Origin of the sequence: Sphingomonas adhaesiva (assembly GCF_036946125.1) — a bacterium.
GTDB lineage: Bacteria > Pseudomonadota > Alphaproteobacteria > Sphingomonadales > Sphingomonadaceae > Sphingomonas > Sphingomonas adhaesiva_A.
In genome coordinates this window covers 208,562-221,660 of sequence record NZ_JAQIJT010000002.1, presented here as the reverse complement: position 1 = coordinate 221,660, position 13,099 = coordinate 208,562, and the positions used below count along the sequence as shown (strand labels likewise).

The 13,099-nt window shown below is 66.4% G+C and carries 11 protein-coding genes and 1 tRNA gene; 9 read left to right on the top strand and 3 right to left on the bottom strand.

Going from position 1 to position 13,099, the window contains the following annotated elements; translation table 11 throughout:
- The first annotated feature begins 219 nt into the window (after positions 1-219).
- The 3 genes from greB (at position 220) to PGN23_RS07525 (ending at position 3,206) form a co-directional block, all read left to right on the top strand.
- Positions 220-705, top strand: coding sequence for a transcription elongation factor GreB (gene greB, locus PGN23_RS07535; RefSeq protein ID WP_335302283.1), 486 nt, complete (start codon positions 220-222; stop codon positions 703-705).
- Positions 706-766: 61 nt separating this feature from the next.
- Positions 767-1,564 (top strand): NYN domain-containing protein, encoded by a 798-nt coding sequence (locus PGN23_RS07530; protein WP_335302282.1) that lies wholly within the window; start codon positions 767-769, stop codon positions 1,562-1,564.
- A gap of 13 nt (positions 1,565-1,577) precedes the next feature.
- Complete coding sequence (locus PGN23_RS07525; protein ID WP_335302281.1) at positions 1,578-3,206, top strand: M28 family peptidase; 1,629 nt, start codon at positions 1,578-1,580, stop codon at positions 3,204-3,206.
- Between the two features lie 253 nt (positions 3,207-3,459).
- On the opposite strand, the gene PGN23_RS07520 is transcribed toward PGN23_RS07525, so the two are convergent.
- Together PGN23_RS07520 and ettA are read right to left on the bottom strand one after the other, a co-directional pair.
- Positions 3,460-3,894, bottom strand: a complete 435-nt coding sequence (locus PGN23_RS07520) for a ribose-phosphate pyrophosphokinase (RefSeq protein WP_335304542.1) — start codon at positions 3,892-3,894, stop codon at positions 3,460-3,462.
- Positions 3,894-5,573 (bottom strand): energy-dependent translational throttle protein EttA, encoded by a 1,680-nt coding sequence (gene ettA / locus PGN23_RS07515; RefSeq protein WP_335302280.1) that lies wholly within the window; start codon positions 5,571-5,573, stop codon positions 3,894-3,896. The genes PGN23_RS07520 and ettA overlap by 1 nt, the downstream gene beginning before the upstream one ends.
- A gap of 104 nt (positions 5,574-5,677) precedes the next feature.
- Here ettA and PGN23_RS07510 point away from each other — a divergent pair, with 104 nt between their 5' ends.
- The 6 genes from PGN23_RS07510 to PGN23_RS07485 all read left to right on the top strand — a co-directional run bounded on the left by PGN23_RS07510 (position 5,678) and on the right by PGN23_RS07485 (position 11,585).
- Complete coding sequence (locus PGN23_RS07510; RefSeq protein WP_335302279.1) at positions 5,678-7,084, top strand: M20/M25/M40 family metallo-hydrolase; 1,407 nt, start codon at positions 5,678-5,680, stop codon at positions 7,082-7,084.
- Positions 7,085-7,278: 194 nt separating this feature from the next.
- Positions 7,279-7,539 (top strand): hypothetical protein, encoded by a 261-nt coding sequence (locus PGN23_RS07505; RefSeq protein WP_335302278.1) that lies wholly within the window; start codon positions 7,279-7,281, stop codon positions 7,537-7,539.
- 37 nt (positions 7,540-7,576) lie between these two features.
- Positions 7,577-7,825 carry a hypothetical protein gene (locus PGN23_RS07500; protein WP_443019750.1) on the top strand — a complete coding sequence of 83 codons (249 nt, stop codon included), beginning with the start codon at positions 7,577-7,579 and terminating at the stop codon, positions 7,823-7,825.
- Positions 7,826-7,939: 114 nt separating this feature from the next.
- A tRNA-Pro gene (locus tag PGN23_RS07495) sits at positions 7,940-8,016 on the top strand.
- Between the two features lie 98 nt (positions 8,017-8,114).
- The gene (locus tag PGN23_RS07490) at positions 8,115-10,142 is read left to right on the top strand and encodes a hypothetical protein (RefSeq protein WP_335302276.1); all 2,028 of its coding nucleotides are present in this window, start codon (positions 8,115-8,117) and stop codon (positions 10,140-10,142) included.
- Between the two features lie 264 nt (positions 10,143-10,406).
- Positions 10,407-11,585: a Fic family protein gene (locus tag PGN23_RS07485; RefSeq protein WP_335302275.1), complete on the top strand. Its 1,179-nt coding sequence runs from the start codon at positions 10,407-10,409 to the stop codon at positions 11,583-11,585.
- A 143-nt stretch (positions 11,586-11,728) separates the two neighbouring features.
- Here the strand turns inward: PGN23_RS07485 and PGN23_RS07480 are convergent, their stop codons facing one another.
- Positions 11,729-12,808 carry a DUF4062 domain-containing protein gene (locus tag PGN23_RS07480; RefSeq protein WP_335302274.1) on the bottom strand — a complete coding sequence of 360 codons (1,080 nt, stop codon included), beginning with the start codon at positions 12,806-12,808 and terminating at the stop codon, positions 11,729-11,731.
- Positions 12,809-13,099 lie beyond the last annotated feature (291 nt).

Sequence of the window (13,099 nt, the reverse complement as noted above, 5' to 3'; positions counted from 1 at the left end):
GCAGAAGGCGCAGAGGTGATGCGCTCCGGACCTGGCGACCGGGAGGCAAGGAACGGCTTGCCGCCGCCGGCGCGACGGCGGAGGTCCATCCCACACCCTCTCTCTTCTTCTCCGCGTCCTCTGCGCACTCTGCGCGAACAATCACTCCTTCTCCCCGCGCCTCCGCGCCTCCGCGTGAATCCCCTTCCCGCCCCCGCCGCAGACGCCTACCGCCGCCGAATGACCGACCGCCCCAACCACATCACTCCCGCGGGCTATGCCGCGTTGCGGGCCGAGTATGAGCAGCTGTTCGCGACCGAGCGGCCCGCGCTGGTGGAGACGATTTCCTGGGCGGCGGGGAACGGGGATCGCTCGGAGAACGGCGACTATATCTACGGCCGCAAGCGGCTGCGCGAGATCGACCGGCGGCTGGGCTGGCTGGCGCGGCGGATGAAGGCGGCGAAGGTCGTCGACCCCGCGCAGCAGCAGGACCGCGACCGCGTGTGGTTCGGCGCCACCGTGACGATCGCGGACGAGAACGACGACGAGCGGGTCCTGACGCTGGTCGGCGACGACGAGGCGGATGCCGGTGCGGGCCGCGTCGGGTGGAACGCGCCGCTGGCCCGCGCGCTGCGCGGCGCGGCGGTGGGCGACCTGCGGCGCGTCGTGCTGCCCGCGGGTGAGCGCGAATATGAGATCGTCGCGATCGCCTATCCGACCGGGTGACGAACACCGCGCCCACCGGCCGACGATTGACGGGAGGGCCCTGTCGGACGATGCATCCGCCATGGCCTCCGACGACACGCCCACCCGCAACATCGCCCTGCTGATCGATGCCGACAATGCGTCCTGGCACGCACTCGACCCGGTGCTGACCGCGCTCGCCGAGTTCGGCAGCGTCAACATCCGCCGCGTGTACGGCAACTGGTCGAAGGACGCGCTAAAGGGATGGCGCGACATGACGGTCAAGCACGGCATCGAACCGCAGCAGCAGTTCGACCTGACCAAGGGCAAGAACGCCACCGACATGAAGATGACGATCGACGCGATGGACCTGCTCCACCGCGGGCGGGTCGATGCGTTCGGGATCATGTCGTCGGACAGCGACTTCATGCCGCTGGCCACGCGGATCCGTCAGGACGGGCTCGACGTCTACGGCTTCGGCAATGCCAATACCCCGGCGGGCTTCCGCAACGCCTGCACCCGCTTCATCGACGTCAACGCGCTGCTGGAGACGACCAAGCCGCAGCGCGCGCGGCGCGTCGCCGTCCCCTTCGACCAGTCGGTCCCGCCCGCGATCGGCGCGGCGGTGTCGGCGCCCGCGCCTGCCCAGGCGACGGGCGCGGCCACGGGGACGGTCGACGACCCCGAACTGCTCCATCTGCTCCACGACGCCTACGAATCGCTCAAGCCCGATGCGAAGGGGTTCGTCGGCCTGTCCGCATTGGGGCAGCGCGCCGCCAACCGCTCCAGCTTCGACGTGCGCAACTACGGGTTCAAGCGGCTGTCCGACCTGGTCGACGCGATCCCGTCGATCGACGTCGACCGGCGCGAGAACCACGTCTATGTCCGCTGGAAAGAATAAGGATCGTCGATACATGCGCGTCGCCCTCTGCCTGATGTCCGCCGCGCTGATCGCCGCGCCCGCCGCCGCACGGACCGCCGACCCCGCGCGCCTGTCGCGCGATGTCCGCACGCTCGCCGCGCCGGACTTCGGCGGGCGCGCGCCGGGTACGCCGGGGGAGACGAAGACGCTCGACTGGCTGATCGCCCGCTTCAGGGCGCTGGGGCTGTCGCCGGCGGGGCCGGACGGGCAGTGGCTGCAAAAGGTGCCGCTGGTCCATACCCGCATCGCCGATGGGGCGACGATGCACATCGGCGACACGCCGCTGGCGCAGGGGCGCGAGATCGCGGTGACGACGGTTCGCGCCGCGCCCGCGGTGTCGATCGCCGATTCCCCGATGGTCTTCGTCGGTTACGGCGTGTCCGCGCCCGAGGCGAAATGGGACGATTTCAAGGACGTGGACGTCCGCGGCAAGACGGTCGTCTTCCTGGTCAACGACCCCGATTTCGAGGCGCAGCCGGGCGACGAGGCGAAGGGTCGCTTCGGCGATCGCCGCATGACCTATTACGGGCGCTGGACCTACAAGTTCGAGGAGGCCGCGCGACGCGGCGCCGCCGCCGCGCTGATCGTCCACGACACCGGCGGCGCGGGCTACCCCTGGTCGACGGTCAATGCGTCGAACGGCGAGAATTACGACATCGTGCGCGGTGCCGACGATCCCCGCGTGCCGCTCCAGGGCTGGATCGAACACGACACCGCCGACCGCCTCTTCGCCGCCGCGGGGCTGGACCTCGCCCGCTTGCGCGTCGCGGCGCGGCAGGCGTCGTTCCGCCCGGTCGAGATGAAGACGACCTTCTCCGCCGCGGCCGACGTGGCGGTGGAGCGCGTCGAGAGTGCCAACGTGCTCGCGAAGATCCCCGGCACGAAGCGCGCGGACGAAAGCGTGATGTTCGCCGCGCACTGGGACGCCTATGGCGAGGGGCCGGCGGATGCGTCGGGCAGGACGCTGCGCCCCGGCGCCAACGACGATGCGCTGGGCACCGCGGGCGTGGTCGAGCTGGCGCGACTGTTCAAGGCCGGTCCGGCGCCGGAGCGCTCGCTCGTCTTCGCGCTGTGGACCGGCGAGGAGCGCGGGCTGCTGGGATCGGAATATTACGCCACCCACCCCGTCCTGCCGCTGGTGAAGACGGTCGCGAACCTGACGCTCGACATCCTCCAGACCGCCGGGCCGGCGAAGGACGTGGTGCTCGTCGGCGCGGGACAATCCTCGCTCGACGCGCTGCTGGGCGACGCGGCGCGCGCGCAGGGGCGGACGATCACGCCCGAGACGTTCAGCGAGCGCGGGCTGTTCTACCGTGCCGACCATTTCTCGGTCGTGCGGCGCGGCGTGCCGTCCCTCCTCATCATGGCGCTGGGCGGGGCAAGCGACCTGACGACGGGCGGACGCGCGGCGGGACAGAAGTGGCTCGACGACTACATGGCCTGCTATCACAAGACCTGCGACACCTGGGACGCGCGCTGGGACCTGCGCGGTGCGGCGGCGGACGTCGACCTGTTCCACACGATCGGCACGCGGCTGGCGAAGGTGGGAGAATGGCCGGCGTGGAGCGAGGGCAGCGAGTTTCGCGGCGTGCGCGAGGCGAGCGCGGCGGAGCGGCGCTAGAGCGTGATGATCGTGGGCGTCCGCCTCGAGCGGCACCGCATACCGGCCGTGCTCCTGCGCAGGCAGGGGCCCAGCGCCCGGCAGAACGACGCCTGATGGGAACGGCCACCCTGGGCTCCTGCCTGCGCAGGAGCACGGTGGGGACGTTCGCAAAGGTCCCGCCTTTACCGGCGGTCGGCGGTGGGCGAAGGGTCGTCAACGCCTGTCGACCAACGTCCTTTTGCGAGCGTTGACGGCTGTATCCGCGCCAGCGTCAGCGCGTCGCCCAGAAGTCGAACGCGCGCTGCTGCTGCGCCCGGACGAAGGCCACCGCCTCCGCCCCTTCCCACGCACCGCGATAGCCGTGTGCCTGCGCCGCCCCCAGCCACCAGCCCTGCCCGGGAAGGCGGTCGCCCTCGCGCACGACCAGGACGGCGAGCGGCGGCTCGCCGTCCGGCGCGGCCTGCCGGTCGATCGCGTCCAGCGTGCGGCACAGCGCGCGCATCTTCGGACGGGTGAAGCGATGCCCCAGATCGCGCAGCAGGCCGGAATAGCTGACCGCATGTCCCGCGCGCGCGGCGTCCAGCAACAGTCGCCGCACCCGCGCCACATCGGCGATCGCGTCGGGCCCGCGCGGTTGCTCGTCGTAACCGTTCGCCTCCAGCCAGCGCGACAGCGTGCCGTCGCCATGGCCGGAGGCGGGCGGCATCACCGCGTCAGCTTCTTGTAGGCCAGCCGCGTGGGACGATCGGCCGCATCGCCCATGCGGCGGCGCTTGTCCTCCTCGTAGCTTTCGTAATTGCCCTCGAACCACTCGACATGGCTGTCGCCCTCAAACGCGAGGATGTGGGTGCACAGGCGATCGAGGAAGAAGCGATCGTGGCTGATGACCACGGCGCAGCCCGCGAACGTCTCCAGCGCCTCTTCCAGCGCGCGCAGCGTCTCGACGTCGAGATCGTTGGTCGGCTCGTCGAGCAGCAGGACGTTGCCGCCCTCCTTCAGCATCTTGGCCATGTGGACGCGGTTGCGCTCACCGCCCGACAGCTGGCCGACCTTCTTCTGCTGGTCGGGGCCGCGGAAGTTGAACGCGCCGACATAGGCGCGCGTCCCCAGCTCCTGCTTGCCGAAGCGGAAGACCTCCAGCTCGTCGGAGATTTCCTGCCAGACGTTCTTGTTCGGATCGAGGTCGTCGCGGCTCTGGTCGACATAGCCGAGCTTCACCGTCGAGCCGACCTCGATCGTCCCGGCATCGGGCTGCTCCTGCCCGGTGATGAGCTTGAACAAGGTCGACTTGCCCGCGCCGTTCGGCCCGATCACGCCGACGATGCCGCCGGGCGGCAGCGTGAAGTCGAGATTCTCGAACAGCAGCTTGTCGCCGTAGGACTTGGTCAGCCCCTTGGCCTCGATCACCTTGCCGCCCAGCCGCTCGGGCAGCTGGATCAGGATCTGCGCCTTGCCCGCGACGCGGTTCTCCTGCTTGGCCATCAGCTCGTCGAACGCGCGGATACGCGCCTTCGACTTGGTCTGACGCGCCTTGGGGGTCTGGCGCATCCACGCCAGCTCGTCCGCGATCGCGCGCTGCTTGCCCGCTTCCTCGCGCTCCTCCTGCTCGAGCCGCTTGGCCTTCTTCTCCAGATAGCCGGAATAGTTCGACTCGTAAGTGTAGTAGCGCCCGCGATCGAGCTCGAGCACCCAGTTCACCACATTATCCAGGAAGTAGCGGTCGTGGGTGACGAGGATGACGTTGCCGGTATATTCCTTCAGGAAATTTTCCAGCCACGCCACGCTTTCGGCGTCGAGGTGGTTGGTCGGCTCGTCGAGCAGCAGGATGTCGGGCTTCTCCAGCAGCAGCCGGCACAGCGCGACGCGGCGGCGCTCGCCGCCCGACAGCTTGCTGACGTCGGCGTCGCCCGGCGGGCAGCGCAACGCCTCCATCGCGACCTCCAGCTGGTTGTCGAGCGTCCAGCCGTCCACCGCGTCGATCTTCGCCTGAAGGTCGCCCATCTCCTCCATCAGCGCGTCGAAGTCGGTATCGTCCTTCGGATCGCCCATTTCCGCCGAGATCGCGTTGAAGCGGTCGACCAGGTCAGCGACCGGGCGCACGCCGTCCTTGACGTTGCCCATCACGTCCTTCGACGGATCGAGCTGCGGCTCCTGCGCCAGATAGCCGACGCGCACCCCCTCCGCGGCCCAGGCCTCGCCCTGGAACTCGGTGTCCATGCCGGCCATCACCTTCATCAGCGTGGACTTGCCCGCGCCGTTGGGGCCGATGATCGCGATCTTCGCGCCGGGGATGAATTGCAGGTGGATGTTGTTGAGGACGGGCTTGTTGGCGCCGGGGAAGGTCTTCGTCAGACCCTTCATGACATAGGTATACTGGACGGCCATGGGGGGCTGCGTGCTCCGTACTGCGATGCTGCGAAAAGTTCCGCCGCATGTAGGGCGCGCGCGCGGCGTTGGCAAACGCCGCGCCAGCCGATACGCGAAGGGACATGATCCATCGCCTTCTGCCGGCGCTCGCCGCCTCCGCCGCCGTCATCGCCGTTCCCGCATGGGCGCAGCGCACCGCCCCGCCCGCCCCCGCGGCGGTGGATCCGCAGGTGGCCGCGCTGCGCGATGCCGCGCTGAAGGACGATGTCGCCTATGCCATCGTCGAGGGGCTGACGACCGAGGTGGGACAGCGCATGGCCGGCACCGAGGCGGAGGCGCGCGCCCGCACCTGGGCCAAGGCGAAGCTGACGGCGCTCGGCTTTTCCAACGTGGCGATCGAAACCTATCCGATGCCGGTATGGGTGCGCGGCGACGAGGAGGGCGAGATCGTCGCCCCCGTGCCGCAGAAGCTGCACCTAACCGCGCTGGGCAATTCCGGCGCCACCCCGGCGAAGGGCATGACCGCCGAGATCGTCGTCTTCCCGACCTACGGCGACCTCGCGCGTGCCGCGGACGGCAGCCTGACCGGCAAGATCGCCTATGTCGGCAATGCGATGGCACCGACGCAGGACGGCTCCAGCTACGGCGTCTCGGGCGCGGCGCGCTTCGTCGGTCCGGCGCTGGCCGCGCGCAAGGGCGCGGCGGCGATCGTGATCCGCTCGATCGGGACCGATCGTCACCGCCTGCCGCACACGGGCACCACCAATTTTCCCGAGGGCGTGACCCCGATCCCCGCGGCCGCGCTGTCGGTGCCCGATGCCGAGCTGATCGAGCGGCTGGCGGCGCGCGGGGCACCGCTGCGGATGCGGCTGCTGCTGACGCCCAGGCAGATCGGCACGCGTGAATCGGGCAATGTCGTCGCCGAGGTGCCCGGCACCGATCCCAGCGCGGGCGTGGTGCTGATCGGCGGGCATCTCGACAGCTGGGACCTCGCCACCGGGGCGATCGACGACGCCAGCGGGGTCGCAATCACCGCTGCCGCCGCCAAGCGCATCCTCGACAGCGGCCGGCGCCCGCGGCGCACGATCCGCGTCGTCTGGTTCGGTGCGGAGGAGGTCGGCGGCTATGGCGGCCGCGACTATCAGAGGCGTCACGGTGGCGAGCGCCATGCCGCCGCGGCCGAGAGCGATTTCGGCGCGGACCGCGTCTGGCGCTTCCAGGCGACGCTGCCCGCCACCGCCTCCGCCGTCGCGGACCGCCTCGCCAGCGCGCTGGCGCCGCTGGGGATCGTGCGGGGCGCGGGCGGCGGCGGTGACGGCGCCGACATCGGACCGACGATCCGCACCGGGGTGGCCGGCATCGACCTCAACCAGTCGGGGCTGCACTATTTCGACATCCATCACACCCCCGACGACACGCTCGACCGCGTCGAGCCGGAAGCGCTGCGCCAGAACGTCGCGGCATGGACCACGATGCTGGCGATCGTCGCCGACGCGCCGGAGGAGATCGGGCCGGTCTCCCGCCCCTGATCGCGCGACCTCTGGCGCGCATCTTCCTTCCTGCGACGGGACGGTGATGTGTCGCGACGGGTATATTCGGTTCGCCGCAACCTTTCTGAATGATGAATTTTACGATTGACCCCCGTAATCGGTAGGGTATTGCGAGCGTTCGCGACGGCGTTGGGGTCGGGCGCGATTGGTTTATGCTGCTTGGGAGCATCCCTATGAAGAAGATCCTGCTCGTTGCCGCCGCCGCTGGCCTGATGTCGGTCGCCGCTTGCTCGAAGACCGAGACTCCGGTCGAGAACAACGCCGACATGGTCGCCGACAACCTCGACGCGATGGCCGACAACCTGGCCGACGTCTCGAACACCACCGCCAACCCGTTCGCCGAGGACAATGCCGAGGCGGCGTCGGAGAACCTGGCGGCTGCCGCGGACAACGTCCGTGAGGCTGGTGAGGAAGCGGCCGAGAACGCCAAGTAATCGGCTGACCCGTCCGGTTCGGATCAGCACCATGCGCTTGCTCGCCGGCCTGCTCGCCATCACCGCGCCCCTGGGCACGGCGGCGTGCGACCGCGCTGCCGAACCGGAATCGGTCTCCAACAATGCCGAGGCGGTCGCCGATGCGCTGGAGCGCAAGGCCGACAACCTCGAGGCGATGGCGGATGCCAGCGCCAATGCGTCGGCCGCGGCGATGCTCGAAGGAGCCGCCGACAACCTCGACGACGCCGCGGACAATGTTCGCGACGCGGCGGGGAACGCCTCCTGACGCCGGGACGGTACGACGTGGCACCGCATCAAGGGGGCATCTTCGGATGCCCCCTTTTTTACAGGCTTCCCGCTTGCGCCCCCCACGGCCGCAGCCTAACCGAAGCCCACGCGTCGGGGAGTGGCGCAGTCTGGTAGCGCGCCTGCTTTGGGAGCAGGATGTCGCAGGTTCGAATCCTGTCTCCCCGACCAACTCCCGCTAAGTAATTGATTTCACGTCGCCAACCCGGCGATCGGGAACCGTTGTACCCACGGTTGTACCCCTCGCTGTACCCATCGGGGGCCAAGGCGTGGGATTGCCGAACCTGAAACTGCGTGGTGGCAGCTATCATTGGCGGCGCAAGATCATGGTGGCGGGCCAGCCGCTGCCCCTCTCCATTTCGTTACGCACCGGGAATTTTTACCGCGCGCGCCTTATATCCGACCGACTGAGCGTCGCAGTCGAGGGTTTGCGCATGGCCTATGGTCAGTTCAGCGGCATGAGCCGCGAGCAGATGAAGCAGGTGTTCGGCGACGCCTTGCGCTGGCAGTTGCAGCGGATCGAACAGGATCAGGCCGGCAGCCTGGCGGACGCGGGCGATCACGCCACCGCCAACTCGCTTCATGCCGAGGCTTGGGAGTTCCTCGCCCGCGGCGGTATCGCGGCGCGCTGGACGCTCGACGAGCATCAGCGCCTCGTGGCGAACGGCTGGAGCCCCGCGCAGGCCAAGACCGTCGCAAACATCGTCTTCGATCTTCAGAATGGCGGTGCCATCTCCGGTGAACAGGTGGCGGATTATAGCGCGGCCTTCGGCTTCCCCGTCACGGCGGACAATGTCGGGCGCGTTCAACGCCTGATCTGCAAGGCGAAGGCAGCGGCGTGCCGCGAGGCGACGGCGCGGCTTTCCTGGCGCGAGGACGAAAGCGAGGCATGGATCGACGAGGCACTCGGCGACGACGCCCCCTTCGCTTTCGAACGATCCGGGCCCACCGCCGCGCCAGAGGTCGTCACGCCTGTCCCGCCGGCCCCGGCCGTGGAAGACGAACCGACGCCGCCGCTACCGATCCGTCCGAAGAAGGATCTGATCGAAGCCAGCGAGGAAGCCATCGCCGAGCACCAGAAGGCCGGCGACTGGGACACCGACACGGTAAAGCAGGTGCGGACCGCGATTCGGCTGTTCGATTATGCCGGCGGCACCGGCATCATGATCGAAGACCTCCAGCAATCGCATGTGAAGGCCTTCACCACGCTGTGTGCTGCCCTGCCGAACCGCTGGGGCCGAACCCGCGAGGAGCGCGCCGGCGGCTTCGAGGCCAGCCTTGCCCGTGCCACGACCCTGCCCGCGTCCGAAGTCGGTCTCGGCCAGGTGACCATCAACAAGCACCTGACGTGGGTGACGTCGGTCCTCGACCATGCCGCGGGCGAGGATGGCGACGAAACGGGGCATCGTCCTGCGATCCCGCTTCTGTTCAAGACGGCACGGAAGGGTAAGGGCAAGGGCCCGCGCAAGGATCGCAAGCGCAAGCGTGACAAGCGCGCCAACTGGACGAAGGCCGAGGTCGCGCGGCTGCTGTCCGCGCCGATCTGGACGGGCACCAAGGGGATCGACCATCGCCTGACGCCCGGGACCGAGATCATCCATGACGCCTGGTACTGGTTGCCGCTCATGCTGCCCCTGTATGGCGGCCGCAGCTCCGAACTCGCTGGCCTAGGGCTGGCGGAAGTTCGCGAGCAGGACCCGATCCCCTATTTCGTCATCGACTATACCGAGGATCGCGCGCTCAAGAATGTCCAGTCGATCCGCAAGCTGCCGATCCATCCCGAACTGATCCGGCTCGGCTTCATAGACTATATCGGTGAATTGCGGCGCGCCGGCTGCACGATGCTCTTTCCGGAAATGGTGTCGGCCGACTCGTCCAGCTTCGCGAGCACCTTCTACAAGACCGTCTTCAGCAAGTTGCGGCGCTGGGCGTTCCCCGAGGGCACCGAATGGCGTCGCCGTATCGGCGGCGCGTGGAAGGACAAGGACGTCCACAGCTACCGCGGCCTCGCCACCACCATGCTGAAAGGCCGCGTCAGCGACAGCCTGCGCTGCGATATCTTCGGTCACGAAGGCGAAACCGAAACCGCCAGCACCTATGACGATGAGGCAGATCTGGACTTAAAGCTCGGCGCTCTGATGCTCCTGACGCCCCTTACCGCCCAGATCGAGCCCCATCTGCCGATCAGGATCCGGCCATTGGATCGGCTTCGTCACGGCGCGTCGTGGCGGCGACCACGTTTGAAGACCACGAAGTCGGGAAGCTTGAATGGAGCGGCTCCAATCGGGAAGACGTAGGGCCGTCCCTGGCCGACTCACTCCCCTAGCCTGGGTGTCAGAAAGACCCAGTAGTCGGTCATTCCTTGCCGCTCGAACGCTGCCCGAAAGCGGACGCTGGTTCAGGTCCCGCGGGTGCCATCGAAGCGAGTGAGGTCTGGAGCGTACAAGTCAGCCGCTAATCGCCTAGAAAATCTCGTGGTAGCGTTGCGTAAGAACCGCCGACGTGGGACCGTGCGCGCTCAAAGAACAAATGCGACGAGGCGCATGCCTAAAACAACCGATTTGCCGACCACCATCGTTCTAAAGACATGGGACCAGCAATCCACCACCGCCGAGCGACTCTGCGCGGACATTCTTCGCCTGAATGGTTTCAAGGATGTAGACCCGCAGCAGCCTCGCGGAGGCAAGGACGGTGGAAAGGATATACTGTGCAGCAAGGATGGGACCACCTTCGTCACCGCATGCTACTTCCCTCACGATCCGGTCAGTTTCGCCAAGTCCAAGAAGAAGTTCACTGACGACCTAGCTGCCTCAAAAAAGCATGGCCGTAATGGCTTTATCTTCATGACGAACCAGCACCTTTCTCCCACGGAAAGGACGACGCTGGAGACCCTTGCGGGCAAAGAGGGCAAGCGCGCGCTCGTCATGCACCTCGAATATTTGCGGGTGGCTCTCGATAGTCCGCGCGGCTACGGGGTTCGGCTGCGCCATCTGCGAATCTCCATGACAGCGGAGGAGCAGTTCGCCTTCTTCGCGGCTACTCGCGACGAGGTCGCGGATGCCATTGCAGAGAACAGCCGCGCGATCGATCGATTGGCTGCGAAGATTGAGCGTGGCGCCTCAGCCCAAGTCCAGCTTGCAATGAAAACTACTGCAGTTGTGCTGGGAGCTGTGGGCGGTGCCGATCCAGATGCTGCGATTGTCGAGCTGGCGAATGCCGTTGAAGCGGCTTCCGCTTCGCTCGCCCACCGACCGAGTGCCACCCTTTCGGGACAGCTCTCGACCTCTCTCGTCCGATATGTCCACCGAAGGGTCGTCACCACATCCGTGCATCACTACGGAAGGTACCGACAAACGCAGGTTTGGCTGGGAGATCCGACCGGGGCCGTGCTCGACGGTCTGGAGTTTCCGCCTTGGGATGAGGTCCCGGCGCTTATGGACGAGCTCGTTGAAAGTTGGTCGCACAGCTACGAGACGCTTATCGACGCCGACGATCCGAAGCGCATCGAGGCGCTCGCAACCTTCATGCATCGTTTGCTAGTCATTCACCCGTTCATCGACGGAAACGGTCGCGTCGCGCGCGAACTAGCATCGATCCAAGCGCGCGACTTGTTCAATCTGAGCGAGGACCTGGTTATCGATGAGGGACCGCCTTTTTATCTTGCGTTGAGGCAGGCCGACGCCGGTGACCTCGGAGCGTTGTCTTCCTTGCTGCAAACCGCGATCCAGAATGCCGCATAGGTGAGCCGCCGTGTGATCGGCGACGAGACCCACAATGCGCCATTAAGCGGCATCTAAGCGCCATCCGGAAGCAGCCGTTCGTTCAGGGAGCCGCAGCGGCGGAGATGCGGCCGATTGCTGACTGGTGGCTTAGGGGGCCTGTTTCAGCCCTTCGTCTTTCCCACCTTCTTGGTCTTTGAACTTTCCTCGAACACGCGCATGTCGAGCCTCCTGAAGAAGTCGAGAGAATCGTCCTCACCATGCCGCTTGATCAGCGCGGTGACCCACATTTTGAGTGCTTGGGCAGGATAGGTTCCTTGCTTTTTCGAGTCGAAGACCAGTTCCACGGTCCCATACGCACGTCCCAGGCTGTCCTCATCAAAATCATACTCGCCGTTGATCCCGCAATCGGTCATCTGCGCGAACACCCGTTCGCCGCGATACTTTCCCCAAGCGGAGGCCTTGAACCGATCTTCACGCACTTTGATGCGCCGATCGTCGGCGTCGCCGTGGCGAGCGATCACCCAAATTGACTTCAACTGCTCGCCTTTAATGCTGTCCTTTACATCGGCAGCAAGCAAGGCTTTCAGGCAGTCGTAAACTTGGCGTAACCCGGCGCGAGCTACCGTGCGCTCGGCTTCGTCGTCCCCGGGAACTCCGTCGAGTGACGCTGGAAAAGGTACCGTCCTGAGCCCTTTGGCTGGCGTCTTGGCGGCCTTCTTCCGCAGACTTTGAGAGTAGAGGAGCAAGATGTAGGCGAACTGGGCGGTAAGGGCCAACTTTATATCGGTCACGTTGTCAAAGAGGCGCAGCCAGTTATCCTCGTGCCCTGCAGCGATCGTGTCGACGAAATCAAAGATACGAACGTCATCTACGGTCGGGGTAAAATCCGCGCCAGGATTTTTGCGGTAGGTCGCCCGTAGCGCATCGACGCGTTTGTCCAAAAAAGCAAAAATTGGTCGGTCTAGCTTCTGCGCCGCGCGGATCTCCTCGTTCGTAATCGACTTCTCACTGCCGACATAGGTGCCACCGCGGCGCCCGCCGATGATAAGCACCACATAATCCGCCTGTTCCATCATCACTAGGCAAGCATCATGCGAATGCACCTTCGGCTTCACGCCGAACTTTCCGCTTTGTGAGTTCAGCACCTCAAATCCACACCCTTCGAGGTGCGACGTCAGCTCGGCCCGAGCATCTCCGAGGTCAAAACAGGTAGAACTGAGGAATATTCGCGGCTTGGCCATGGTTCGTCCCCTTAGCCAAGGCAGTCCTTGGTCGTGAGTAGGCACATACGGGCGGTTCCGATCGCTTTCAACGAAACCAGGGTTCCAGCGCCGAACGAATGGGCTGACCGAATTCAACCGGATGCTGGCACCTGCGGGCAGGCGAGCATCGCACTTTATTCTGCAATTTCGTCTGCGCGTACTTGCTCGACAGAGCCATGTGCCGCGTAGGCTCAACCGACACCTGCCGACCTCCGCACGGCAAGAAGCTTGAATCAGACTTCATGGGCCTTAGGGATCCCCTACCGATGC